23 protein-coding genes are annotated in these 24,507 nt (G+C 37.1%); 3 read left to right on the forward strand and 20 right to left on the reverse strand.

Going from position 1 to position 24,507, the window contains the following annotated elements; translation table 11 throughout:
• The 7 genes from Q0252_RS00005 to Q0252_RS00035 all read right to left on the reverse strand — a co-directional run.
• On the reverse strand, window positions 1–2,099 hold a 2,099-nt coding region (locus tag Q0252_RS00005; protein ID WP_297982179.1), incomplete at its 3' end, for a TonB-dependent receptor.
• A 230-nt stretch (window positions 2,100–2,329) separates the two neighbouring features.
• A complete protein-coding gene (nadC, locus tag Q0252_RS00010) occupies window positions 2,330–3,190 on the reverse strand; it encodes a carboxylating nicotinate-nucleotide diphosphorylase (RefSeq protein WP_297982182.1) in 861 nt (286 codons plus the stop codon).
• Window positions 3,191–3,273: 83 nt separating this feature from the next.
• A complete protein-coding gene (gene nadB, locus Q0252_RS00015; RefSeq protein WP_297982184.1) occupies window positions 3,274–4,875 on the reverse strand; it encodes an L-aspartate oxidase in 1,602 nt (533 codons plus the stop codon).
• Window positions 4,876–4,921: 46 nt separating this feature from the next.
• Window positions 4,922–5,551 carry an NAD(P)H-dependent oxidoreductase gene (locus Q0252_RS00020; protein ID WP_297982186.1) on the reverse strand — a complete coding sequence of 210 codons (630 nt, stop codon included), beginning with the start codon at window positions 5,549–5,551 and terminating at the stop codon, window positions 4,922–4,924.
• Window positions 5,552–5,644: 93 nt separating this feature from the next.
• Window positions 5,645–6,127: a ribonuclease HI gene (gene rnhA, locus Q0252_RS00025; protein ID WP_297982190.1), complete on the reverse strand. Its 483-nt coding sequence runs from the start codon at window positions 6,125–6,127 to the stop codon at window positions 5,645–5,647.
• Window positions 6,128–6,130: 3 nt separating this feature from the next.
• Window positions 6,131–7,729, reverse strand: coding sequence for a replicative DNA helicase (gene dnaB / locus Q0252_RS00030; RefSeq protein WP_297982192.1), 1,599 nt, complete (start codon window positions 7,727–7,729; stop codon window positions 6,131–6,133).
• Window positions 7,730–7,867: 138 nt separating this feature from the next.
• Window positions 7,868–9,106, reverse strand: a complete 1,239-nt coding sequence (locus Q0252_RS00035; protein WP_297982195.1) for an MFS transporter — start codon at window positions 9,104–9,106, stop codon at window positions 7,868–7,870.
• A gap of 77 nt (window positions 9,107–9,183) precedes the next feature.
• Between Q0252_RS00035 and Q0252_RS00040 the strand changes: the two genes are divergently transcribed.
• Window positions 9,184–9,522 (forward strand): multidrug efflux SMR transporter, encoded by a 339-nt coding sequence (locus Q0252_RS00040; protein WP_297982197.1) that lies wholly within the window; start codon window positions 9,184–9,186, stop codon window positions 9,520–9,522.
• A gap of 8 nt (window positions 9,523–9,530) precedes the next feature.
• Here the strand turns inward: Q0252_RS00040 and Q0252_RS00045 are convergent, their stop codons facing one another.
• The 6 genes from Q0252_RS00045 to Q0252_RS00070 form a co-directional block, all read right to left on the reverse strand.
• On the reverse strand, window positions 9,531–10,013 hold the full coding sequence (locus tag Q0252_RS00045) for a PIN domain-containing protein (RefSeq protein WP_297982200.1): 483 nt from the start codon (window positions 10,011–10,013) through the stop codon (window positions 9,531–9,533).
• Entirely contained in the window at window positions 10,010–10,777 is a 768-nt protein-coding gene (locus tag Q0252_RS00050; RefSeq protein ID WP_297982202.1) for a hypothetical protein, read from the reverse strand. The genes Q0252_RS00045 and Q0252_RS00050 overlap by 4 nt, the downstream gene beginning before the upstream one ends.
• 63 nt (window positions 10,778–10,840) lie before the next feature.
• Window positions 10,841–12,343 carry a GH3 auxin-responsive promoter family protein gene (locus tag Q0252_RS00055; RefSeq protein ID WP_297982205.1) on the reverse strand — a complete coding sequence of 501 codons (1,503 nt, stop codon included), beginning with the start codon at window positions 12,341–12,343 and terminating at the stop codon, window positions 10,841–10,843.
• 74 nt (window positions 12,344–12,417) lie between these two features.
• Complete coding sequence (locus Q0252_RS00060; protein ID WP_297982209.1) at window positions 12,418–13,068, reverse strand: hypothetical protein; 651 nt, start codon at window positions 13,066–13,068, stop codon at window positions 12,418–12,420.
• Window positions 13,065–13,433: a hypothetical protein gene (locus tag Q0252_RS00065; protein ID WP_297982212.1), complete on the reverse strand. Its 369-nt coding sequence runs from the start codon at window positions 13,431–13,433 to the stop codon at window positions 13,065–13,067. Before Q0252_RS00065 ends, Q0252_RS00060 begins: the two co-directional genes overlap by 4 nt.
• A gap of 82 nt (window positions 13,434–13,515) precedes the next feature.
• Entirely contained in the window at window positions 13,516–13,905 is a 390-nt protein-coding gene (locus Q0252_RS00070) for a hypothetical protein (protein ID WP_297982215.1), read from the reverse strand.
• 209 nt (window positions 13,906–14,114) lie between these two features.
• On the opposite strand from Q0252_RS00070, the gene mfd reads away from it, so the two are divergent.
• Window positions 14,115–17,522, forward strand: coding sequence for a transcription-repair coupling factor (gene mfd, locus Q0252_RS00075; RefSeq protein ID WP_297982218.1), 3,408 nt, complete (start codon window positions 14,115–14,117; stop codon window positions 17,520–17,522).
• Window positions 17,523–17,660: 138 nt separating this feature from the next.
• Window positions 17,661–18,224: an aminoacyl-tRNA hydrolase gene (gene pth, locus Q0252_RS00080; protein WP_297982221.1), complete on the forward strand. Its 564-nt coding sequence runs from the start codon at window positions 17,661–17,663 to the stop codon at window positions 18,222–18,224.
• Window positions 18,225–18,306: 82 nt separating this feature from the next.
• Here pth and Q0252_RS00085 read toward each other — a convergent pair whose 3' ends face one another.
• From Q0252_RS00085 to Q0252_RS00115, 7 genes are all read right to left on the reverse strand, one after another.
• Window positions 18,307–18,999, reverse strand: coding sequence for a DUF2490 domain-containing protein (locus Q0252_RS00085; RefSeq protein WP_123249234.1), 693 nt, complete (start codon window positions 18,997–18,999; stop codon window positions 18,307–18,309).
• A gap of 47 nt (window positions 19,000–19,046) precedes the next feature.
• Window positions 19,047–19,682: a carbonic anhydrase gene (locus tag Q0252_RS00090; RefSeq protein WP_123249284.1), complete on the reverse strand. Its 636-nt coding sequence runs from the start codon at window positions 19,680–19,682 to the stop codon at window positions 19,047–19,049.
• A 99-nt stretch (window positions 19,683–19,781) separates the two neighbouring features.
• Entirely contained in the window at window positions 19,782–21,389 is a 1,608-nt protein-coding gene (locus Q0252_RS00095; RefSeq protein ID WP_297982230.1) for a SulP family inorganic anion transporter, read from the reverse strand.
• A gap of 146 nt (window positions 21,390–21,535) precedes the next feature.
• On the reverse strand, window positions 21,536–21,835 hold the full coding sequence (locus Q0252_RS00100) for a hypothetical protein (protein ID WP_123249236.1): 300 nt from the start codon (window positions 21,833–21,835) through the stop codon (window positions 21,536–21,538).
• A 108-nt stretch (window positions 21,836–21,943) separates the two neighbouring features.
• Window positions 21,944–22,624, reverse strand: a complete 681-nt coding sequence (locus tag Q0252_RS00105) for a carbonic anhydrase (RefSeq protein WP_123249237.1) — start codon at window positions 22,622–22,624, stop codon at window positions 21,944–21,946.
• Window positions 22,625–22,658: 34 nt separating this feature from the next.
• Window positions 22,659–23,213: a serine acetyltransferase gene (locus tag Q0252_RS00110; RefSeq protein ID WP_297982238.1), complete on the reverse strand. Its 555-nt coding sequence runs from the start codon at window positions 23,211–23,213 to the stop codon at window positions 22,659–22,661.
• A gap of 57 nt (window positions 23,214–23,270) precedes the next feature.
• Window positions 23,271–24,491: a glycosyltransferase gene (locus Q0252_RS00115; RefSeq protein ID WP_297982241.1), complete on the reverse strand. Its 1,221-nt coding sequence runs from the start codon at window positions 24,489–24,491 to the stop codon at window positions 23,271–23,273.
• Window positions 24,492–24,507 lie beyond the last annotated feature (16 nt).

Consider the following 24,507-nt stretch of genomic DNA (forward strand, 5'->3'; position numbering starts at 1 on the left):
TTCCGATCTGCAGCATCACCAACTTTAAGTCCATCAAGGTATAAAGTCTGCGTTCCAACAACTGTATTAGTGTTATCATCTATAAAGGTTGCAGTAGGATTTCCTTTGTAGTACCAGTCACCAACAGAAACCATACCGTTAACTGTTACAAAATTAGCAGGCTTAACGTTGAAATCTAATTCAATTCCTCTGTGAACCTCTTCAATTCCAAGCATGTTAGCAACATAGTTTACGTTGTTCACCCTTGAAGTAACTCTTCTGTAGATATCATCCCAAGAAGTTGTATAAAGGTTTAAGTTTGCATTGAAGATGGCAGATCTGAAACCGTAACCAAATTCGTAAGAGGTAATCTTTTCATTTGTCAAACCAGGATTAACATCATTTCTGTTATTCAAGAATACCGCTCCGAAGAAAGGCTGTCTTTCGTAATAACCAGCGTTTACAAAAACGTTGTGATGTTCGTTAATATTATAGTTTGCACCTCCTTTTACGTTGAAGCCAACCAAGTCAACTTTTTCTGATTCCTGTTGATCAGGAGTGTAAAGCATATAATCAATTCTTTGGAATGCCTGATTAGAAACCGATCCCTGAACGAATGCTGATAACGCGTCGTTGGTATATTCTACCTGAGCAAATCCACCAAGCCAGTTTACGATACCGTCATTGCTGTATCCAGCCTGATCTTTGATGTCGTTAGTTTTTCCGCCGAAAGGATTCCAGTTAGGAGTTGATGCGAAAATGTTGGTGATTACGTTTGGTTTGTTGTTGATATTACTTGTATCTGTATATCTTGAGTTTCCAAGAAGATCAGAAAGGATTCTGTAGTGCATTCCTTCATATCTTCTACCGTCAAAACCAATTGTTGCGTTAAGGTTATCGCTGAATTTGTGATTTAAGCTGGTAATTAAACCAAACCAGTTATGTGAGTTAATAGAAGCTCTTCTTACAATTCCGTTGCTGCTTGTTGCAGAGAATGGGGTTTTATTTACCGCACCAAAATCTGCTACTACACCTCCTTGATTCCATGTTACAATGTCATCAAATCTGATCAAACCGTCTGCAGTTCTTGGAAGAGCCGTGTAACCTTTACCGTTAATTCTTCCGAAATCTCCGGAACCGCCACCTCTACCAAAAGATGCGTAAGCAACTGAATTTAATTTTGTAGCATCATTAAATTTCCAGTCCCAGTTTAATGACATTACCGGTTTATGGTAATAGTTAGTTGTCATTGAATACTGTTCACCGTTTAAATAACCCCAGTTTTGGTTATATCTTCTGTTCGGTTCATCTTCAGTACCGCCAAACTTGATATAATCTGATATTTTAGATTGGAAAGATCTTTGGTTGTGCCATTGTGGAGCACCAGTAATTGTAAACTGTAGATCATGTTTAGTATTCGGTTGGAAACCTAAAGCAAAATAATAGTTATACCCTTCGAAATCGGTTCCGTCTGCATACATTGCACCTGCAGTTCTACTCATTAAGAATGAAGAAGACCATCCCGATTCGCTTTTACCAGTATTATAAGAGAATAATGCTTTGTGATATCCGTCGTTACCAACACTAATAGTTACATTTCCTGCTCTCTTTTTGTCCGCAGCTCTTGTAAGTACGTTAATCGTACCACCTACTGAAGCAATAGCCAATTTAGATGAACCTAGTCCTCTTTGTACCTGCATTGCAGAAGTTACATCAGAAAGACCAGCCCAGTTTGACCAGTAAACAGCACCATTTTCCATGTCGTTTACCGGCACACCATTAATCATTACAGCAGTATTTCTTTGGTCGAAACCTCTAACGTTAATTCTTGAGTCACCAAATCCACCTCCAGATTTTGTTGCATAAACAGAAGGAGTAGTGTTCAAAATTTCTGGGAATTCCTGGTTACCCAATTTTTCAACGATTACTGCTTCTTTAATAGTGGAAACTGCAACCGGAGTTTTTCTGTCTTTTGCGATATCCGCAACACCAGTAAGAACAACTTGGTCAATTTCTCTGTCGTTCTGTACACTGTCATTTACCTGTGCATAATACACACTTGCAGTAGATAGTGTAATAACTACCGTAAGCATCGATTTTTTCAAAGGTTTGAAATTCATATAGCTTTATATTAATTAGAATTAATTTTCACGCCGCAAAAATAATCGTAAAAAATAAAAGCTATATTAACAAAATGTTAATAATTAAAATTTTGTTAATATAACCTATAAATTCGCTGATTATCAGTCAATTTTGCTGCTTTTTCTTGGTTTATTTCGCTGGCAAAGATATAAAAAGTTTGTTAAAAAAAGCCTAAAAAATTATTTTTTACATAATTGTTGTAAGGTGCCTATTTTATTGCTTTCAGACTGATATCGATGTTTTCGGCTGAGTGTGTTAAAGCGCCTGCAGAAATGTACGTAACGCCTGTTGAAGCCACTTCTTTCAGCATTTCTCGAGTAATTCCACCCGAAGCTTCACTTTCAATTTTTCCGTCAATGAGTTTTACTGCTTTTTTCATCGTCGGAACATCCATATTGTCGAGCATAATTCGGTCTGCTTTTGCTTTGATGGCTTCCTGTACTTCTTCAAGACTTCTGGTTTCAACTTCTATTTTGAGTTTTAGTTTATTTTTCTTCACATAATCTTTCGCCATTCTCACTGCATTGGTGATGCTCCCGTTATAATCAATGTGGTTGTCTTTCAACATAATCATGTCGTATAAACCATAACGGTGATTGGTTCCGCCACCAATTGCAACTGCCCATTTTTCACAGATCCTGAAATTCGGTGTTGTCTTTCTTGTATCTAACAATTTTGTTTTTGTTCCTACCAATCGGGAATCCCAGTCATGCGTTAAAGTTGCAATACCGCTCATTCTTTGCATGCAGTTCAAAACCAGTCTTTCTGTTTGAAGGATAGATTGAGCTTTTCCACTGACAATGAATGCGATATCACCATATTTTGCAGCTTCGCCATCTTTAATCAGCACCTCAACTTTCATGTTTTTGTCGAAAGTTTTAAAGATAAATTCAGCCAACTCAACGCCGGCAACAATACAGTCTTGTTTGATGATGCATCTTGCTTTCTGTTCTAAATCTTTCGGAATCGTGGAAAGAGTAGAATGGTCTCCATCTCGGATGTCTTCTTCGAGAGCGGCAGTTATAAATTCTTTTAAAGCTTTATCGGTAACGTATGACGGACGTTTCATAGAGTTTTTTTTGAAATTGTTTGAAATTTTTCGAGGTTTACAGAAATTATATGATTTTTTCAAAGTTGAAAATTCACCCTTGCTTAATCATTATTTATCGTCAAAGGTTTAGTTGCCAAATCTTTATTGTAGAAACTTCCCTTGTTTTCCTTCATCTGCATAGATTGTTTGATGATGAGGTACGAAATATTCACCAAATTTCTCAGTTCTGAAAGTTGAGGAGAAAGCAGGTTGAAGTTATACAGTTCGGTTACGGCTTCATATATTTCGCGCTGTTTCTTCTTGGCAAGTTCAAGTCGGTCATTGCTTCTTACAATCGCCACCAAATCGCTCATCATTTCTTGTAATTGTTTGCGCAGATAAGACACCATCACCATTTCGGGCATCATTCTCATGCCTTCATCGTTCCATTCCGGAACGGCTTGTAAATCATTGAAGTTGAAATCATTAACCTTTAAAAGTTCTACGGTTTTCATCGCGGCATTATGTCCGAAAACTAAACCTTCCAACAGGGAATTTGAAGCCAAACGGTTCGCGCCGTGAAGTCCGGAATTCGTGCATTCACCCACTGCGAAAAGATTTTTGATGGAGCTTTGTCCTTCCATATCGGTTTCAATTCCGCCCATTAAATAATGACACGCCGGAACTACCGGAATAAGTTGCGTAAACGGATCGATTCCTTCATCAACACATTTTTGATAAATATTCGGGAAATGTTCCTTGAATTTTTCATGATCCATATGTCGGCAATCCAAACCAACATATTCATCACCGCTGATTTTCAGTTCGTTATCAATGGCTCTTGCCACGATGTCACGTGAAGCCAGTTCTTCACGCTCATCATATTTGTGCATGAAAGGTGCTCCGTCTTTGGTGCGAAGTTTTGCGCCGTCACCACGAACAGCTTCAGAAATCAAAAACAGCATTCCATCACGTTTCGAGTACATCGCAGTTGGATGAAACTGATAATACTGCATGTTCGAAACTTTTCCACGAGCTCTGTGTACAAACGCGATTCCGTCTCCGGTTGCAATGATAGGATTCGTGGTGTTTTTATAAACATGTCCGGCTCCTCCTGTAGCAACGAGTGTTATTTTCGCCGTAATTTTTTTGATTTTTTTATTTCGTTCATCCAAAATATAGGCTCCATAACAACTTGTGGCTTCAGTATCCCAATCTTTTCCGGGAACGTGGTGTTGAGTTATAAGGTCGATAACATAATGATGATCAAGCATTTCGATGTTTGGAGATTTTTTGATGGTCTCCAAAAGTGCGCGCTCAATTTCAGCTCCTGTAATATCTTTGTGATGAACAATACGGTTTTCTGTATGTCCGCCTTCACGGCCGAGTTTGAAATCGCCGTCGTTTTCTTTGTCGAATTGCGTTCCCCAATCTACGAGTTCCTTAAATCTTGCCGGACCTTCTTTGATGACCATTTCTACGACATCACGCTTGTTTTCTCCGTCTCCGGCACGCATCGTGTCATCAATATGTTTCTGAAAATTATCGTTGTCGAAATCGGTTACTACAGCGAGTCCTCCTTGAGCATATTTCGTGTTGCTCTCGTCTTCATCGGCTTTGGTAACGATGGTAATTTTGGTGTCGGGAAGCTGCTCTGCAATTTTTATCGCATAGGAAAGCCCGGAAATTCCGGAACCGATAACCAATACATCTGCTTTAATCATAATGGTAATTAAAGTATAAAAGTAAGGAATTTTGAGGTTTTAAACTTTACAAAAACTTAAACAGTTTTTCGTCCGGTTTTCTTACTTTTTTCATGTTTTGGAAAGGGTCGTCTTCTGCACGGTAACCTAAAGCTAAAGTCACAGAAACATGCTCTTTTTCAGTATCTAGTTCCAAAATATCATTGATAATTTCAGATTTGAAACCTTCCATCGGACACGAATCTACATTTTCCAAAGCCGCAGCAAACATCAGGTTTCCGAGAACAATATAAGCCTGTTTTTCATTCCACGAAATGGTTGTTTTTTCATCATGGAGGCCTGTATAATGATTGATGCTGTTTCGGAAACGCTCCAAATTTTCAACAGGAATGCTTCTTACTTCAGAAATATGCTTGAAATAACCTTCAATATAGCTTTCATCAATTGTTTTCTTAGAAACGATCACTACCAAATGAGAACATGTTGAAACCTGCGATGGATTGATGAAAGCCGGAACCAGTTTTTCTTTCATGGCTTCAGTTTCAACCACAAAAATTTTGTACGGTTGCAAACCCAATGAACTGGCCGAAAGTTTGGCGGCTTCCAGAATATTTTTTAAAGTTTCCTGAGGAATTTTTTTCTCTTGAGCGAATTTCTTTACAGAATATCTTTTTTGTAATGCTTCTACGTAATTCATCTTTCAAAGATATGGAAAAGCGGGATGTGGATTGTCAATTGTCAGTTGTCAATTGTGAATTTTGAGATAGTCTTTATCCAATTACTATTCACTTTAAAACAAACTGTCCGGATTGGGGTTCTCGAAAAATTCATCGGTTTCCAAAGCTGAAGATTGTGATGCTTTCACAGCGAGTTGGTCACAGATTTCATTTTCGGGATGTCCGGCGTGACCTTTAATCCAATGAAAAGTAGGGTTGTGCTTTCGGTAAAGCGGATAAAAACGTTTCCACAAATCCGGATTTTTTACTTTTTCGAATCCTTTTTTCACCCACCCAAAAAGCCATTTCTGGTTAATAGCATCCGAAACATATTTGGAATCTGTAAAAACATGGATGTCATTGTCCGGAGATTTCAGTTTTTCCAAAGCGACAATCACCGCCAAAAGTTCCATGCGGTTGTTGGTGGTTTTACGGTACCCTTTGGAAAAAGTTTTTTGATAATTTTTTTCGGGAACGCGCATCAAGATTCCATAACCTCCTTTTCCCGGGTTTCCGCTGCAAGCTCCGTCTGTGTAAATTTCGATTCTTAAACTCATGTTTTAGAATGCAAAATCATCATCTTCCTCAAAATCATTCATCGAAGAACCGGAAAGTCCTTTAAAATTCGAATTATCCGGCAAATCAAAAGCTGCACCCGGATCAATGGTGGTTTTAATTCTGTCGAAACCGCTTGGTGTACTTTGTTCACCAAAATTGGAAGGTTGATAACCAAAACTGTTTCCAAACAAATCCAAATCAGCAAACTTTGCAATATTTTTGTGGAAAGACATTCTTACATCTGCGGTAGCACCGTTTCTGTGTTTTGCGATGATTAATTCAGCCTGATTTTCAGTTGAACTTTCTCCGCCGTCTTCGTCATTATCCCACGTCATAATTTTATAATATTCCGGACGGAAAATAAACGAAACAATATCCGCATCCTGCTCAATTGCTCCGGATTCACGAAGGTCAGAAAGTTGTGGGCGTTTTCCGGGACGCGTTTCCACACTTCTTGATAGCTGCGAAAGCGCAATAACAGGAACATTCAGTTCTTTTGCAATAGCTTTTAATGAACGGGAAATGGTTGCGATTTCCTGTTCACGGTTTCCGCCGCCTTTTCCACCGCTGTTTGCGGTCATCAGCTGAAGATAATCGACCATGATAATTTTCACGCCATGCTGCATCACCAATCTTCTGCATTTTGCGCGGAAATCAAAAACTGAAAGTGAAGGTGTTTCATCAATATATAAAGGAGCGTTTTCAAGTTCGGAAACGTTGGAAAACAAACGCTGCCATTCTTCGTCGCTCATTTGTCCTTTTCTCAATTTTTCTGAAGAAATGCCGGTTTCAGACGCAATCATCCTTGTAATCAACTGTACAGATGCCATCTCGAGAGAGAAAAGCGCCATTGGAATTTTGTGCTGAACTGCAATATTTCTCGCCATCGAAAGCAGAAACGCGGTTTTACCCATCGCAGGACGTGCTGCAATAATAATAAGGTCAGAATTTTGCCAACCTCCGGTTTCTTTATCGATATCACGGAAACCTGATGGAATTCCGGAAAGACCTTCTTTGTCTTTTAAAGATTTAATGGTGTCAATCGCTTGTTTTACCAAGGAATTTGCGGTGTCGAAACCTTTTTTGATGGTTCCGTTCGTGATTTCGAAAAAGCTCTGTTCGGCTTTATCCAACAATTCGAAAACGTCGGTAGATTCTTTATAGGAACTGTCGATAACGTTTGCGGAAACGTTAATCAAACTTCTTAAAATAAATTTTTCGAGAATGACACGAACATGGTATTCAATATGTGCGCTAGAAGAAACGCCCATCGTTAAATCAATAATATAATGGTCGCCTCCTGCAAAACCGAGTTTTCCTTCTTTTTTCAGTTCCTGTATCACCGTCATCATATCCACAGGATGATTTCCTTCGAACAGTTTGGTAATGGCTGTAAAAATAACCTGATGTCTTGGGTCGTAAAAAACCTCAGGCGTTAAGAGATCAATGGAATAATCCAGCCCTTTTTTATCAATAAGAAAAGTTCCGATAACTAATTTTTCGAAATCTACTGCATTGGGCGGCATTTTGCCGTCTGAAATTGAAAGTTCCTTCGCAAAATTACCGTGAATCAAAGACGATAATGTTTCCTTCTGTGTCATTCCACAAAGATAGAATTTTCAGAATTTTACGAGCGTTAATGTGTAGAATAATATTAAAAAATTTTCTACCGCAATAAGCAAAGGAGTTAGCCCAAGATTGTGGTTGTTAATAAAATTGGAAAACTTTTTTTGCTTAAATCAATACTGCATTTTGCGGAGTTTCGGAACGGAGAATCCAACGAGTAAAGCGATTAAAACCGTCATGGTTCCTCCAAAAATTACGGAACGAACCACGCCCAAAAGTTTTGCAGCCAAACCACTTTCAAACTGTCCCATTTCGTTGCTCGACATAATGAAGATGGAATTTACACTCAACACTCTTCCGCGAATATGGTCAGGAGTTTTCAGCTGAACAATAGTACCACGAATCACGACGGAAATTCCGTCCAACATTCCACTCAAAACCAAAAATCCGAAAGAAAGCCAGTATAATTTTGAAAGTCCGAAACCAATAATACACAAACCAAATCCTGCAACCACTGTCAATAAAATTTTGCCCTGATTTCTTCTTAAAGGTATAAATGAAAGCAGTACAATGATACACATCGAACCAATATCAGAAGCGGCATTCAGCAGCCCAAATCCTTGCGAACCGACTTTCAGAATATCTGTTGCAAAAACCGGAATCATCGCAACAGCTCCTCCGAAAAGCACGGCAAACATATCCAGACAAAGCGCTCCCAAAATTTCTTTGGTTTTGAAAATATAGGCAATGCCTTCGCGCATACTTTCAACAACGCCAACTTCACGTTCTTTAGGTTCTGCAGGATGTTTTTTGACGTTCCAGAAAAATAGAGAAGCCAAAATCATTAAACTTATAATCACGAGAATGGTTCCCGAAATATCAATCCAGTGAATCAGAAATCCGCCTAGAGCATGTCCGGAAACAGAAGCAGTAAGAAATGTCGCCTGATTTAATGTAATAGCATTAGGTAAAGTTTCGCGGTCCACAATTTTTGGAATCATGGACGGAACAATGGGGCCTATAAAAGCACGGCAAAATCCCGTTAAAAATATTACTGCGTAAATAAAGTAAGAAATCTGAACATTACTGAGATGCAGTAATTTAGATCCGAAAAACGCCGGAATCGCCAACAAACCGATTAAAAAAACATACAGATAATTGCAGATGAGCAGCAGTTTTTTCTTTTCAGAATTATCGATAACATGGCCGGCATACAAAGCGGTAGAAACTGCGGGAATAACTTCCGAAAGTCCAATTAAGCCTATTGCAAAAGGATTTTTCGTAAGCTGATATATCCACCAACCGAGAAGCGTAGCCAACATTCGGAAAGAAAGGACCAGGAAAAATCTCCCGGTCATTAAGTTCCTGAACTCAGGAATCCGTATGGTTTGTATTGGCTGCAGTGAAATCATGTTGCAAATGTAAAGGAAACATCAAAACTAAGACATTAGGTTTAATAGAGTTTGTAAATAAAAATTATCTTTGAGATATGAACTGGATTATTCTCATTATCGCCGGACTTTTTGAAACCGGTTTTGCAACCTGTCTTGGTAAAGCGCAGGAAACTTCGGGTAAAGAAAGTGTGGTTTGGTGGTTTGGTTTCGGGGTTTGTCTTTTTTTGTCGATGTTTTTGATGTACAAAGCGATTTCTTCTGGAGAAAATCCAATTCCAATTGGTATCGCTTATGCAGTTTGGACGGGAATTGGCGCTGTTGGTGGTGTTTTGGCAGGAATTTTCTTCTTCAACGAACCAGCAACTTTTTGGAGAATGTTTTTTGTGACGACGCTGATTGCTTCTGTAGTGGGTTTGAAAGTGGTTTCGAATTAATTATAGAACTAAAAAAGCAAGCCTAATATATCTTTCAAAGGAATTGTTAAATCTAGAAATTCAAAATTTAAACCTTTATTTTCTTTCAGTGGTTTAATCATCTTAGGAAATGCTTTTCTATCTTTCGTTACAAAAGCATCTATTCCTCTATTTTGAATTTGAGCAAATAATTTTAAGTCGTTAATAATTACTTTTCGAGCTTCAATATTTCTTAGTTGAATATCATCTTTTAAAAGAGCGAAGTAATCTCCTGAAATCTTCGCATCTCCATAATCAAATTCTAATATTTGAAATGCATTTAATGCTAATAAATTATCGGGATTATCCGCGACAGCATATTCGCTAATTACAATTGTCGAAAGAAGCAAAGTAATATTATTTTCAAGAAAATATTGGAAATATTCTACAACATTATCGTGGTATTCATCGTCTGATTTTAATAAACGAGTTACAAATGAGTTGTCCAAAAGCACAGTTTTGATATCCTTCATATTCCATCAGTTTTTAAACTGTCTATCCAGCTATCCACATCTGTAATTTTGCTTAAGTTAACAGACGCTCTATCAATTATCTTATCAAGAAGACTTTTATCAAAAATTGGTCTATATTGAATAAACTCTAATAATTCTAAATCGCTTAGTTTTCCATCTGACAGGTTTTTCTTTCCTTTGACCTTAATTCCGTATGGTTTATAAGTTTTTTTCTCGCCATCTAAGATTTGCTGTTTGGTCGCAGCGACAGTTAAATTCCCAAATTTTGACGTTGAAATATGAATGTTAGGATTTTTTCCTCCTTCTTGATAAATCTCGCCATAAAGATAGAATTCACTCTCATAAAATTGAGGAGCAATCATCTCAAATTTTGTATCAGTATCAATTAGTAAAGTTTTTTCTTTTGAAAGAGAACTGCCAAACTCTATTCTATATCCATCTTTTAAAGCTTTCTTTTGAAACTTGTCAATAATTTCTTGTCGTTTATAGTCCAGGAAATCTAATGAGTTTCTTTTAGTGATTTCAGTTGTTAATCCGTTGAAGAGGATGACTGCTGAAATAGGAAGAAAAAATTTATGTTTTGCTGAACCAGCCTCTATATCATAAGAAATTTGAGGACGAAGTTTTTTTTCTTCTCTTGTTGGGTACAAAAAAGTTTCGATGTCAGATATAACGCTTCTTATTTCATTAATATCTACATCTTTTGGAGTTAATGAATGATTAAAATTATCAACCCTAATTTCTATGTATCCTTGTTCTTCCACAATTCAAAAATAAATAAAAAAACTTTATTGAGAATGCATCATTAAAGATTGATAGTTTTTATATCACTCTAATTTCAACCCCTCCAAAAAATCTCCGATCTTTCTGTCATTCGCTAATCTGGGAATTTTGTTTTGTCCGCCGAGTTTTCCTTCGGATTTTGCATATTCCTGAAAAGCATTTTTCTGAAGCCTTGTAATCTTCAGCATTTGAAGAACGTTTCCGGAAATCAAATCGTCATAATATGTGTTTCGGGAACGCATTTCTTTATCGAGATTTTCGCGGAAGGCTTCCAAATTTTCGGGCTCTTTTTCAAACTCAATAAACCATTCGTGGTAAGGTAATCCTTCGGTCGGATTTACCTGTGGGGCGAGGTGAAACTCGTTAATCTGTGCCGGAAATTTTTCCACTGTCGCTTTCATAGCTTCTTCCACTTCAAAAGCAATCACATGTTCTCCAAAAGCCGAGGTAAAATGTTTCGTCCTTCCCGAAACCAAAATTCTGTACGGATTTTTAGAGATAAAACGCACAACATCACCAATAGAATACGACCACAATCCGGAATTCGTGGTTAAAATCAGTGCGTAATCTTTATGGAGTTCAATATCTTTTAAAGTCAGTCTTGGAGCATCGGGTTTTCCGTATTGTTCAAGCGGAATAAATTCATAAAAAATGCCGTGGTTCGTCAATAAAAGCAAACCTTCTTTTTGATAATCATCCTGAAACGCAAAAAACCCTTCACTCGCCGGAAAAGTTTGTATGGTATCAACTTGTTTTCCAAGAAGTTCGTTCATTTTTTCTCGATACGGTTCGTAATTCACGCCACCAGTAATAATTAGCTGAAGATTCGGGAACAGTTCTGTGATTTTTTTTCCGTTGCGTTCAATCAGTTTTTCAAAATACATAATCAACCAAGGCGGAATTCCGGAAATCAAAGTCATGTTTTGCTTTTCGGTTTCCTTTACAATTTCGTCCACTTTGGTTTCCCAATCTTCGATGAGGTTGGTTTCGAGGCTTGGCAAACGGTTTTTCTGTAAATATTTTGGGATGTGATGCGCTACAATTCCGGAAAGCCGGCCGGTTTTAATGCCGTTCAATTCTTCAAGTTCCGGACTTCCCTGCAGGAAAATCATTTTCCCGTTCACGAAATCGGCATTGTTTTTCTGTGCGATATAATGAAAAATTGCACTTTGTGCTGCCGCAATTTGAAAAGGCATTCCTTCCTTGGAAATTGGGATGTATTTTGCGCCGGAAGTAGTGCCGGAAGTTTTGGCAAAATATTCGGGAGTATCGGTCCACAAAATATTTCTTTCGCCGCGTTTTACTTTTTCGATGTAGGGCTTCAGTTCTTCGTAATCGGCAACAGAAACCCTTTGCTGATAATCTTCGATGGATTTTATTTCTTCAAACTGATGTGCTCTTCCGAAAAGTGTTTTCTCAGCTGTTTTCACCAAAGAAAGCAATAAATTTTCTTGGTCTTTTACAGCATTGTTTTTAAAATTTTCGGTTTCGCGGACGTGTTTTTTCGCCCATTGTAAAGCAATCTTCTTTTTGATGAAATTCAGCATTCAGCAAAGGTAAAAGATTTTGGAAAATTTCCGACAGATTTTCACTGATTAAAAATATGCCACAAATTCACTAATTAAAATGTATCAATAATAATTCGTTTTAAAAATATTTTTAAAACTGATAACGGTAACCAATACTCAAACTTAAAAACATCGAACGGCTGAAATATTTCTGCATTGCAGCATCGCTGTTGTACACATCCGAGAAGTAGAAATTTACTTTTCCTGAAACAAAAGCCTGTTGATATCCTTCTGTCGAGGGTGTAAATTGGTTTCAAACCGAAATGAAAACCAACACCTTTGTCTTTATGGCGCTCCGAAATAGCTTCGTCATAAGCAGTGCTTAAAACATAGGAACTCGCTCCACCAAACTCTTCCAGCGTAAATTCTTCCGAAAAAACATTTCGGTGTACCAAATAAAACTCAATATTGGTTAAAACCGGACCACTAATGTTTCCGGCAATGTTTTCGTGGCCATATTTTATATTGGAAAAAAGGACATTGTAATCTATTCCTAATCCAAAATTAATGGGCGTCATCATGTTTCCGCCAAACCCGAAACCGTAGAACATTTGATGATCTTTTGCCAAAAAATTGTTTCCAAAAGGCTTCATCAATGTTGCTCTGGCTTCAATGTTTGAAGTGATTTCCCGACCGTAATATTTTTTCTTCTGCCCAAAAGCGAAACATGAAATCAGAAAAAGCAGAAGGTATATTTTTCTCATGGTATCACTTTTATTTCGTTAAACTTTAGGTAAGTAACACCTTGAGGAACAATTATTTGATAACCATCTGCAGAAATTGACAATTCCGTTTGCAAAGTTTGGAAACTTTCTATTTTATGGGAAGAAACCAAGGTGAAACTCCCTGGAAAAATGGAGCCGGAAAGCACAAAACTTCCGTCACTTTTTATGGTAGTTTCGGCCATAGCTTTGTCTTGGCTTACAATTTTTAGCGTAAATTTTTCAACAGTTGCAGGATTTATTTTTCCTTCAACATAAGCTCTTGGATTTTCGTCTGCACTATTTCGACAGGATTGAAAAAAGAACAGCAATGCAGTAAAGAAGATGCATTTCAGCAATAATTTCATGGAAATGTTTTGCTAAAAATACAAAAAAAAACTGCTTCGCAATGAAGCAGTTTTAAACCTAATTAACGATGGTGATAAAATCTTATCGTGTACAGTTGGCTGTCCAAGTTTTTCCGTCTTTGTTGTAAAGAATTTTCAATTCGTTGTTGTCAATTCTGATGTATGAAGTTGCAGTTGCACCTACCATCACCATTGTGTTGTCACCCGATTTTGTAAATTCAATTCCGTTCAAATCAGGAATTCCGTTAGAGAAGGTGAAGTTGTATTTTGTAGCACTTGCAATTTTGGTAACAAAAACTTTTCCCGCATCGGAGCTGATGTTTGTAGAACCATCATTGTAAGAAACACTACCGTTGTATGTTCCTGCGAAGAAATCATTATCTGAAGGGTCGTCATCGCTTCTGCAAGAAGTAAGAGAAAGCGTTGTGAAGACCAATAAGAACAATCCTAAAATTTTGATAACATTTTTCATAATATAAATTTTTCGTTTTAACGATTTGAAGATTTTCAAACGTTGTGCCACCAAACTCTTTTGTGGAGATGATGTAAATTTTGAAAAAAGTCATGTAAATTTTAAAGGATCAGCATAAAGATTTACCAATAAATAATTCCTTAAATTTGCGCAGCAAAACGGTTTCGGGATTCCCGAAATCGCTTTTGTCGTTTATACTTATACAAAAAATGCAGTTAAAAAATATCAGCGAAACGTTTCTTCCGGATTTGATGAAGAAAGAATTCGGAAAAGAAATTTTTAAAGAATTATCAGAAAATCAGCATGTTTCCGTGAAGGGATTTGCGGGTTCTGTTCCATCGGTTTTTGCAGCGGAACTTTTTTTGGTTCAGAAGAAAACTTTGCTTTTTCTTGTTGAAGATAAAGAAGAGGCGCTTTACATTACAGCCGAACTCGAAGATTTATTGGGCAAAGAAAGTGTGATGTATTTTCCGGCGACTCATTTGGAACCTTATCAAATTGAAAAAACGCAGAACGCTAATTTGGTCTTGAGAACTGAAGTTTTAAACAGACTGAATTCTGAAAAGAAACCAAAAGTTATCATTGCGAGTTTCTCAGCTATTTCAGAAAAAGTGTTGAAGAAAGAAGATTTCAAAGCCATTTCTCATTTAATTAAAACCGGCGAAAGTTTGGATTTCGATTTTACGGAAGAACTGCTGCATCAGTTTGGATTTAATTTGGTGGATTTTGTTTCGGAACCCGGAGAATTTTCTGTTCGTGGTGGAATTGTGGATGTTTTTTCTTATTCAAATGAGCAACCTTACCGAATTACCTTCTTTGGAAACGAAGTGGAAAATATTAAAACTTTCGACATTGAAACCCAGTTGACGAACGGAAAAGTAAACGAATTTCAGTTGGTATCGAATATGAATTTCGCTGTTTCGGGATCGAAAGTTTCGTTGTTTGAACTGTTACCGAAAGACAGTATTATTATTTCCAAGAATGCTTTTTTAGGTGTAAAGAAGATTAAAAATTTCTACGAAAAAGCGGAAGAAAAATATGAAACTTTAAGCAAAGAAATCAGCCACAGAAAACCTGCAGAACTGTTTATTGATGAAGAAGATTTACTAATTGATTATCAAAGATTTACAACGGTTGATTTTACCTTAGATGAATTAAAATTTTCCAATAAATCTGTTCAGCTCGATCAAACTCCGCAACCCGTTTTTCACAAGAATTTTGAAATGCTCACGGAAGACCTCGAAAGCAAATACGAAGCAGGATTTGATATTTGGATTTCTTTCTCCAGCGAAAAACAAAAGGAAAGACTTGAAGCTATTTTTGAAGAACTCGGCAGGTTTGTAAAGTCTGACAGCGAGATTGATAATGCTGAAGTGAAGATGGATGAAATCCCGTTCAAATCTTTTAAATCAGAACTTCATGAAGGTTTTGTAGATAATGACCATAAAATTTCAGTTTATACTGACCATCAGATTTTCGACCGTTATCAAAGATTCAAATCCAAGAATTCTTTTGCGAAATCGGAGCAACTTACGCTGAAAGATTTAATGCAGATGAAAGTGGGAGATTTCATTACCCATATTGACCATGGCATCGGAAAATTTATGGGATTGGTGAAAGTGAACAATAACGGAAAAGTACAGGAATGTTTTAAACTCACCTATAAAAACAACGATTTGCTGTATGTTTCCATCCATTCATTGCACAAAATTTCTAAGTACAACGGTCCCGACGGCAGGGAAATCGTACTTTCAAAACTCGGATCTCCGGCTTGGAAATCTTTAAAACAGAAAACCAAAGCAAAAGTAAAGCAGATTGCTTTCGATTTAATAAGGCTATATGCACAGCGAAAAACTGCGAAAGGTTTTGCGTTTACACCGGATTCATATCTTCAGAATGAATTGGAAGCCAGTTTTTTATATGAAGATACGCCGGATCAGGAAAAAGCTACGCAGGACATCAAAAAAGATATGGAAAACGATACCGTGATGGACCGTTTGATTTGTGGCGATGTTGGTTTCGGGAAAACGGAAGTTGCAATTCGGGCTGCCTTCAAAGCTGCAACAGACGGAAAACAGGTCGCAGTTTTGGTTCCCACGACGATTTTGGCGTTTCAGCATTTCCGAAGTTTTAAAGAAAGACTCAAAGATTTCCCTGTGAATATTTCTTATATGAACCGTTTTCGAACAGCCAAACAAAAATCTGAAACCAAAGAAGGTCTCAAAAACGGGAAAATCGATATCGTTATCGGAACGCATCAGTTGGTTGGTAAAGATATTGAATTCAATGATTTAGGGTTGTTGATTATCGATGAAGAACACAAATTCGGGGTTGCGGTAAAAGACAAACTCAAAACTTTAAAAAATAATATTGATACATTAACCCTTACTGCAACGCCAATTCCGAGAACGCTTCAGTTCTCTTTGATGGCTGCAAGAGATTTAAGTGTCATTAAAACACCACCTCCAAACAGACAGCCTGTTGACACGCAAATTATTGGGTTTAGCGAAGAAATTTTGAGGGATGCGATTTCGTACGAAATTCAGCGCGACGGACAGGTTTATTTCATCAACAACAGAATTGAAAACCTCAAAGATATTGCCGGACTTATCCAAAGATTGGTTCCCGACGCAAGAGTGATTACCGGACACGGACAAATGGACGGGAAACAGCTGGAGCAAAATGTTTTGGATTTTATGGAAGGGAAATATGATGTTTTGGTTTCCACCACCATCGTAGAATCCGGTGTTGACGTTCCGAATGCGAACACGATTTTCATCAACGACGCACAAAGATTTGGTATGGCGGATTTGCATCAAATGCGTGGAAGAGTAGGACGAAGCAACAGAAAAGCTTTCTGTTATTTGATAACTCCGCCTTTTGATATGATGACTTCTGATGCAAGAAAACGTCTTGAAGCGATTGAACAGTTTTCGGATTTGGGAAGCGGTTTTCAGATTGCGATGAAGGATTTGGAAATTCGTGGAGCCGGAGATTTGTTGGGCGGTGAACAAAGTGGTTTCATCAACGAAATGGGCTTTGATACGTACCAAAAAATTATGCAGGAAGCGTTGGAAGAACTTCAGAATGACGAAGAATTCGAAAATCTTTTTGATAATGAAGAAGAAAGAAAAAAACTCTTCAAATCTACAAAAGAAGTCAATATTGATACCGATTTGGAGTTGATGTTGCCGGATTCGTATGTTCAGAGCACGGAAGAAAGGCTTTCTCTTTATCAAAAACTCGCAGAAATTCCAAACAAACAGGAACTTCAAAAATTCGAAAATGAATTGTCTGACCGTTTCGGAAAATTACCGGCAGAAGCCAAAAATTTGTTGAAAAGTGTTGAACTGAAATGGATTGCCGCAGAAATTGGTTTCGATAAAATTGTCGTTAAAAACGGAACGTTCCTTGGATATTTCCCACCAAATCCACAGGATAAGTTTTATCAAAGCGATAAATTCCGACATATTATTTCCTATTTGAGTCAGAATCCCAAAGATGCAACTTTGAAAGAAAAACATACTCCGGACGGCAGCCAACTGATGATGCGAAAAGAAAATGTACAACACGTCGATGAAGTGAATGCAGTTTTGGAGCGAATTTTAGCCAAGTAATTTTAGGAAAATCGGTTTTCGGAAAAAGATTACTTTTGCTCAAATTAAACGGTAAAAACAGGGTTTTGCCATCAAATTACTTTGAAAATTCCCAAAAAGGATAATTTTTGGAACTTTAACATTAAATAAATTATTGTCATGAAATACCTGATTGTAGGTTTAGGAAATAAAGGAGATGAATATGCGGAAACGCGCCACAATATTGGTTTTAAAATTGCGGATAAAATTGCGGAAACGTTGGAAGTTCCTTTTAAACCCGCCAATTTTGGTCTTGTAGCAGAAGGGAAATATAAAGGACGAAAAGTGTTTGTTTTGAAGCCCGATACGTATATGAATCTTTCCGGGAATGCAGTGAAATTTTGGCTTCAGAAAGAGAAAATTCCGTTGGAAAATTTGATGATCGTTACGGACGATTTGGCGTTGCCTTTCGGAACTTTAAGGATGAAAATGAAAGGTTCAGATGCAGGTCATAACGGTTTGAAAAGCATTCAGGAACAATTAAATACGTCAAATTATCCCCGATTGCGTTTCGGGATTTCCGCCGATTTTCCTGAAGGGAAACAAGTAGATTACGTTCTCGGAAAATGGAATGAAGAAGAGCGCGAAAAATTGCAGGAAAGAATAGAAAAATTTTCGAAAGCCTGCCTTTCTTTTGTTTTTGCCGGAATTCAGAATACAATGACAGCCTTTAACGGAAAATAAAAACCGGATGCTCATAAGAACATCCGGCTTCATAAAAACTATATGAGATGAAAAAAAGTTTCTTGTTTTTATGTAATCTTAATCAGTTGAAATTGATGGTGTTGAAAATCACCAGTTGTATTTGTCCCTGATTAAGTTTTGAAGAAAATGGGCTTGTTCCTTTCTTAAAGGTCGTTTGATCCATATAGCCTACTTCAATTCTTGTGTTTTTATTTAAAACATATCCTAAAGCAGCATAAATTCTGTTCCGGTCGAAAATACGCTCTTCGGGAACCACAAATATTTCGTTATACAGCGAAAGATAGGTGGATTTTTCTTTCATAAAATTTTCTCCTAGCGGAACATTTGCAGCCAGAAAATATCTTGCCCGTAACTTAAATTCATTTTCCAGAAAGCGTTCTTCCAAGCGAAAGCGATGCTGCAAAGGAACCTTTCCGATTTTATTTTTATGGATAAACTGCTGATAAATTCGGTGTTCTTTTGAGGAAGCTATTGCTTGTTGTTCAGCATCTTCAGCATAACCGATGATATATCCGTATCCTAGCAACAAATTATTATTATTCTCGGAAAGATTATATCCAATACCCGTTCTTAATAAAATATTTTGCGGATTTCCGGCGGCTTCAGTATTTCTGAACTGTGCTTCTGTCCACCAGTTTAAATTTTTTGTAATTTGTTGATTTCCAAAATAAATAAACCAAAGATTATCGAAATTTTCTTTCTGTGCATGTAATATCGTACAGCAGAAAATTAAAAGCATTGCAATCTTTTTCATGATGAGTTTTTTGTAAACAGAGCCGAAATCTCCGGCTCTGAATATTTTTATAACCAGGTTACAACCCCTGTTTCTACATCATAGTTTGCACCTACGATTTTTATTTTGCCTTCTTTTTCAAGTGTTCTTAAGGTTGAACTTTGATGACGGATGTCTTCAATGGTTTTTTTGATGTTGCAAACGTTTAGTCTTTCCAAAAGATCTTCATTTTTGGATGAGCGTTCTTCGCCTTCTTTAATGACGTTATCAATGCATTCATCAAAATGATAAATCAAATGGTTGAGGTTATCCATTCCTAATCCCTCGATTTTTGCTGCATCAAGTCCGCCTTTCAAAGCTCCACATTTGCTGTGTCCCAAAACAACAACCAATTTTGAACCGGCAACATTACAGCCAAATTCCATGGATCCTAAAATATCCTGGTTTGCAAAATTTCCGGCAATTCTAATGGAAAAAATATCTCCCAATCCTTGGTCGAAAATTAGTTCTGCTGAAGTACGACTGTCAATACAGCTCAAAACCACAGCAAATGGCCATTGTCCTTCGCGAGTATCATTTACTTGCTCCAAAAGATTCCTGTTTACTTTTAAATTTCCTACAAAACGGTCGTTTCCTTCCTTCAAGAATTGTAGCGCTTTTTCAGGAGTAATAGTAGCTTGAGTTTCTAATGTATGTGCTTTCATATTTTTTTTAGATTTTAGACATCCTATTTCAGATGTCATATTTTTTATTTTGAATTAAATTTTAAAATTGACCATTCACAATTGACTATTCAAAGTGAGTTACATCGCTCTTCTGTGATCGATACTGATATGTGAATGTTGATCTGAAGCGTAATCGTTGTAATTGGTTTGGAAGCCAATCAGTTCAACTTCGATATCTTCTTCCTTTGCTCGGATGTTCGCAAAATCCTGAATCATTTCCAGAACATCAGTCGTGATATAGGAAGTTCCTTTTGCATCAATAGTTACCTTCGAATTTGGCTGAATATTTTTCAAAGTTTTTTTGATGGCAGCTTTATTCAGGAAGGATACTTCTTCAGCTAATTTTAATGTTACAGATTCTGCATCTTCAAGTTCTTCTTTGCTGTAATAATACGCCCGCTTCATATTTCCCTGAAGAATATAGAAAATCGCGATAGCCAAACCAATTCCAACTCCTGTTAATAAATCTGTGAAAACAACCGCTACAATTGTCGCCAAGAACGGAATATACTGGAACTTTCCTTTTGCCAGGAAATGTTTGATTTTTTCCGGACTTGCCAATTTATAACCTACCAATAATAGAACTGCTGCCAAAGTCGCCAATGGAATTTTGTTCAAAATCACCGGAATTGCCAGTACACAAACTAACAGAAGAACACCATGGATAATGGTGGAAGCTTTTGAAGTTGCACCGGCATTAGCGTTTGCGGAACTCCTTACTACAACTGAAGTAATTGGAAGCCCACCAATTAAAGAACTTATGATATTTCCAATTCCCTGTGCACGAAGTTCATTATTCGTGTCGGTAATTCTGCGTTGAGAATCCAGTCGGTCCGAAGCTTCGATACATAATAAAGTCTCAATTGAAGCAACAATGGCGATCGTTCCACCAATAATCCAAACTTTCGGATTCATAAATCCTGCGAAATCCGGCATTGTAATTAATGCTTTAAATTCTTCTGCTGTTTGCGGAACCGGCAATGTCACCAAATGTTCTGTTTGAATCGCCAATGAACTTCCTGTCATTTTAAAAATTTCGTTGAGTAAAATTCCTACCGCAACAGCAACCAAAGCTCCGGGAAGAAGTTTTAATTTCTTCAGTGAAGGAACTTTATCCCATGCAATTAAAATCGCCAAAGAAATCGCGGTAACAACAATTGCTCCCGGATGAATTGATGCGAAAACATTCGATAAATATTGAGAGATAGAATCTGCATTATATCCGTTTTCAAAAACCCTTTCGCTACTGAAAGAATCGGCATCGTAACCTAACGCATGGGGAATTTGCTTGATAATGATAATCAAACCAATACCGGCCAACATTCCTTCAATGACAGAATTTGGGAAATAATTAGAAATACTTCCGGCTCTTAGAAATCCTAAAATCAACTGTATAACTCCTGCGATTAATCCTGCACAAAGAAACAGTTCGAATGCGCCCAATTCCGTAATTCCCGATAAAACAATCGCAGCTAAACCTGCAGCCGGACCTGAAACCGAGATATTGGAGTTGGAAAAAAATCCGATAACAATTCCACCAATAATTCCTGCGATAATTCCGGAAAGTGGCGGTGCTCCGGAGGCTAAGGCAATCCCTAAACATAGCGGAAGTGCGACTAAGAAGACGACAACTCCCGATGGAAAATTTTCTTTTATTCCGCCGAATAAACTTTTTGCTTTTTTCATTTTTTAAACATATAGTTTTATGATGCAAACGCTTGATTTGTATTTTTTAAAGCATTTGCAAAGTTGAATTTTCAGTGATAAACAAGTTGAGATATTGGCTTCTTCGGTTTGAAAAAGACATCATTATCCCTACTTAAATTTAACAGTTAAGCTTCTGGAGGCGGAGAAAATATCAGAAGATAAGGCGAAATATGACTGGAATCGTCAGTTAAAACGAACGCCTTTTTATCGGAAGTAGTTTCAAAGAATTTGATGAAATCGTGGACGTTCATCGTCTTCGGAATTGTTTTTTCGTAAACAATTGAAACTGATGAAGAATGTGTTTCTTCTTCAGAAAGTACAATATTAGTCTGTGGAATTTCAAAATCGAAAACTGTAGCAATACTTGGTAAAGCCATAAAGTTGACGAAGATCAACAAAACCAATATGTTCCAAAATTTCTTCAAAAAAAATTGTCTTTTGAGGGAACAAATATAAACAAGAAGTTTTAAAAACCAAGTATAATTATAGATTTTGTCTAAATTTTAACAAAAATTAATATTTAAAATCTATAATTATTGAAAATTTTTGTTGTTAGTTCTGCTCATTACCCATTCAGAATTGGTAAGGTCGTACACTTTTTGGATATTTTTCAGGATTTCTTCAAAATCGATATTTAGATCAATCAATTTACCGGTTTCCAAATCGAAAACCCAACCGTGTACAATGGGATAATCATCCAAAATATACCGTTCCTGCACAGCAGCCATTTTAATCACGTTGATGCACTGTTCCTGTACATTCAACTCGATAAGTCTTTTATAACGCGCGTTTTCGTCTTCGATTGCATCCAGTTCAGCCTGATGAATTCTGTAAACATCGCGAATTAATCTTAACCAAGGATTCAAAAGTCCCAAATCCTGCGGAGTCATTGCTGCTTTTACACCACCACATCCGTAATGTCCACAAACAATAATGTGTTTAACCTTCAAATGTTCCACAGCATACTGTATAACAGCCGTAGAATTCATATCCAATGTATTTACAATGTTGGCAATATTTCGGTGTACGAAAACTTCGCCGGGTTTCATTCCCATCAATTCTTCAGCAGTTGCACGCGAATCCGAACAACCGATGTAAAGATATTCCGGGTTTTGTCCGGCTGCCAATTTTTTGAAAAAATCGGCATCTTGTCCCAATTTTTCTTTAATCCAGTTTTCGTTGTTCTGAAAAATTTGTTCGTAAGAATTTGCCATGTTTTATGAGTTATAAGCAATTTATGATGAGCAATCAAATCTTATTGTTAATATATCCTTCCGTTGCATTTTCTTTTGGTGTGATTTGTCCAGGATTTCCAATGACGACGGAGTTTGAAGGCACATCGAAACTCACGTAAGCATTTGGTGCAATCAAAACATTGTTGCCAATTTTTATTTTCCCCACAATCACTGCATTTGGACCAATCCATACTTCATCGCCGATTTCGGGAACTCCCTCATTTCTGCCACGATTGGCTTGAGCAATGGTTACACCTTGAGAAATATTGCAGTTTTTGCCAATTTTAGTTTTGGGATTAATGACCAAAGTTCCCCAATGTCCCAGGTAAAAACCTGCGCCGATTTTAGTTTCGGGATAAATTTGGAAACCATATTTGATTTGATGATGTCTTAAAATCATTCTCCAAAACATTCCTTTCACTGATTTTTTTGGATGTTGCTGACATTTTCGGAGAAGATAAACGTAATGCAGATTCGGATTAATGCACTTTCCCCAAATTTCGCTGGTGGAAAGATACTTTCCGCTTTCTCTGTAAAAATCTTTTTGAATGATGGAGTAATTAATCATTAAAACAAAGATACTAATAAAGAGCAAAGAATCAAGAGCCAAGAATCAAGAAAGAAATTACAATTCGTCAATAATTTTCATGATTGAATTCACGGAATTTCCAAGATTGAAAGGCATTTTATAAGAAGTCAAATTTTCTTGATAAAGATTAAAACCTTCAGGATTTTGAAGCGCTTTTTTCATTCCTTCATAAATTCCTTCTTCAGAATTTTCTACAATCAATCCCAGTTTTCCGTTTTCGAGCATTTCTGAAACTCCGGAAACATCCGTTGCGATAATATTTTTCTTTAACGTGATCGCTTCAAACAAAACCGTAGGAAAACCTTCGTATCGCGAACTCAAAACATAGAAATCTGCATTTTTGAAATATGGATACGGGTTATCGGTGAAGCCAACCATTTCTACAGTATCTTCGACATTGAGTTCTTTTCTTAAATTGTTGATATTTTCAAAATCATAACCATCGCCGATGATTTGAACTTGATGTCTGAAACCTTCATCCAACAACTTTTTGTGAACTTTCAGCAATCTGTCGAAACCTTTCTGCGGAAAAACTGTTCCTACCGAAACGAAAGTTGGTTGTTGGATGTCACGCTGAGCGGAGTCGAATCGTTCTTGGTTTTCGTCTCTTGATTCTTGGCTCTTACTCAAAATCTCCTCTGTATCCAAAGGATTGTAAATTCTTACAATTTTGGTTTTTTCGCCTTCATTTTGGGCTAATTTTTCGAAATCTTGCTGAATTTTCTCGGAAATCACCATGATTTTATCAAAACCGAAAAATTTACGAAACTCTTCCTCTGTGTAATTGTGGAACTCCGTTTTAGTTAAATCGTTGTGAATCCACATTAGTTTTTTGGATGATTTGATGGGCGATTTCAGAATCTCATCACGCATTCCATGAATGGCAGCGAACTCAACATCATACTTTTTATTCTTTAAAATTTTAGAATATAAAAGTTGTGGAAACCTCTTTAAAAGACTTTGATAAACAACGCGATACGCTTTTTCCGGAATATCCTGAATTCGGTTGGTGGTAATCATCTCCCCTTTGTTCAGGTAGATAACGTTCACCCAATCGGGAACTTCGGACAAGTATTTTCCACTGTAAAGATTCAGTAACAAATCGATTTCGTATTTGTCCCGAGGAAGATTTTTAAGAAAGGTCACCAAAACTTTTTCTGCGCCACCATGACGCAGAGAACCGATACGGATGAGGATTTTCTTTTTTTTCCTGATCCTATCAGAATCTTTTTTAAACTGTTTTAATGCTTTATCCATGCTTTATCCATGCTTC

It is taken from the genome of uncultured Chryseobacterium sp., assembly GCF_936933875.1.
GTDB lineage: Bacteria > Bacteroidota > Bacteroidia > Flavobacteriales > Weeksellaceae > CAKZIK01.

What these genes read in the sequence shown, in the direction of transcription:
- nadC (WP_297982182.1), bottom strand. Translation starts at nt 3,190, where the DNA reads ATGAAACGTCCGTCATACGTTACCGATAAAGCTTTAAAAGAATTTATA.
- nadB (WP_297982184.1), bottom strand. Translation starts at nt 4,875, where the DNA reads ATGATTAAAGCAGATGTATTGGTTATCGGTTCCGGAATTTCCGGGCTT.
- Q0252_RS00020 (WP_297982186.1), bottom strand. Translation starts at nt 5,551, where the DNA reads ATGAATTACGTAGAAGCATTACAAAAAAGATATTCTGTAAAGAAATTC.
- rnhA (WP_297982190.1), bottom strand. Translation starts at nt 6,127, where the DNA reads ATGAGTTTAAGAATCGAAATTTACACAGACGGAGCTTGCAGCGGAAAC.
- dnaB (WP_297982192.1), bottom strand. Translation starts at nt 7,729, where the DNA reads ATGACACAGAAGGAAACATTATCGTCTTTGATTCACGGTAATTTTGCG.
- Q0252_RS00035 (WP_297982195.1), bottom strand. Translation starts at nt 9,106, where the DNA reads ATGATTTCACTGCAGCCAATACAAACCATACGGATTCCTGAGTTCAGG.
- Q0252_RS00040 (WP_297982197.1), top strand. Translation starts at nt 9,184, where the DNA reads ATGAACTGGATTATTCTCATTATCGCCGGACTTTTTGAAACCGGTTTT.
- Q0252_RS00045 (WP_297982200.1), bottom strand. Translation starts at nt 10,013, where the DNA reads ATGAAGGATATCAAAACTGTGCTTTTGGACAACTCATTTGTAACTCGT.
- Q0252_RS00055 (WP_297982205.1), bottom strand. Translation starts at nt 12,343, where the DNA reads ATGCTGAATTTCATCAAAAAGAAGATTGCTTTACAATGGGCGAAAAAA.
- Q0252_RS00060 (WP_297982209.1), bottom strand. Translation starts at nt 13,068, where the DNA reads ATGAGAAAAATATACCTTCTGCTTTTTCTGATTTCATGTTTCGCTTTT.
- Q0252_RS00065 (WP_297982212.1), bottom strand. Translation starts at nt 13,433, where the DNA reads ATGAAATTATTGCTGAAATGCATCTTCTTTACTGCATTGCTGTTCTTT.
- Q0252_RS00070 (WP_297982215.1), bottom strand. Translation starts at nt 13,905, where the DNA reads ATGAAAAATGTTATCAAAATTTTAGGATTGTTCTTATTGGTCTTCACA.
- mfd (WP_297982218.1), top strand. Translation starts at nt 14,115, where the DNA reads ATGCAGTTAAAAAATATCAGCGAAACGTTTCTTCCGGATTTGATGAAG.
- pth (WP_297982221.1), top strand. Translation starts at nt 17,661, where the DNA reads ATGAAATACCTGATTGTAGGTTTAGGAAATAAAGGAGATGAATATGCG.
- Q0252_RS00085 (WP_123249234.1), bottom strand. Translation starts at nt 18,999, where the DNA reads ATGAAAAAGATTGCAATGCTTTTAATTTTCTGCTGTACGATATTACAT.
- Q0252_RS00090 (WP_123249284.1), bottom strand. Translation starts at nt 19,682, where the DNA reads ATGAAAGCACATACATTAGAAACTCAAGCTACTATTACTCCTGAAAAA.
- Q0252_RS00095 (WP_297982230.1), bottom strand. Translation starts at nt 21,389, where the DNA reads ATGAAAAAAGCAAAAAGTTTATTCGGCGGAATAAAAGAAAATTTTCCA.
- Q0252_RS00105 (WP_123249237.1), bottom strand. Translation starts at nt 22,624, where the DNA reads ATGGCAAATTCTTACGAACAAATTTTTCAGAACAACGAAAACTGGATT.
- Q0252_RS00110 (WP_297982238.1), bottom strand. Translation starts at nt 23,213, where the DNA reads ATGATTAATTACTCCATCATTCAAAAAGATTTTTACAGAGAAAGCGGA.
- Q0252_RS00115 (WP_297982241.1), bottom strand. Translation starts at nt 24,491, where the DNA reads ATGGATAAAGCATTAAAACAGTTTAAAAAAGATTCTGATAGGATCAGG.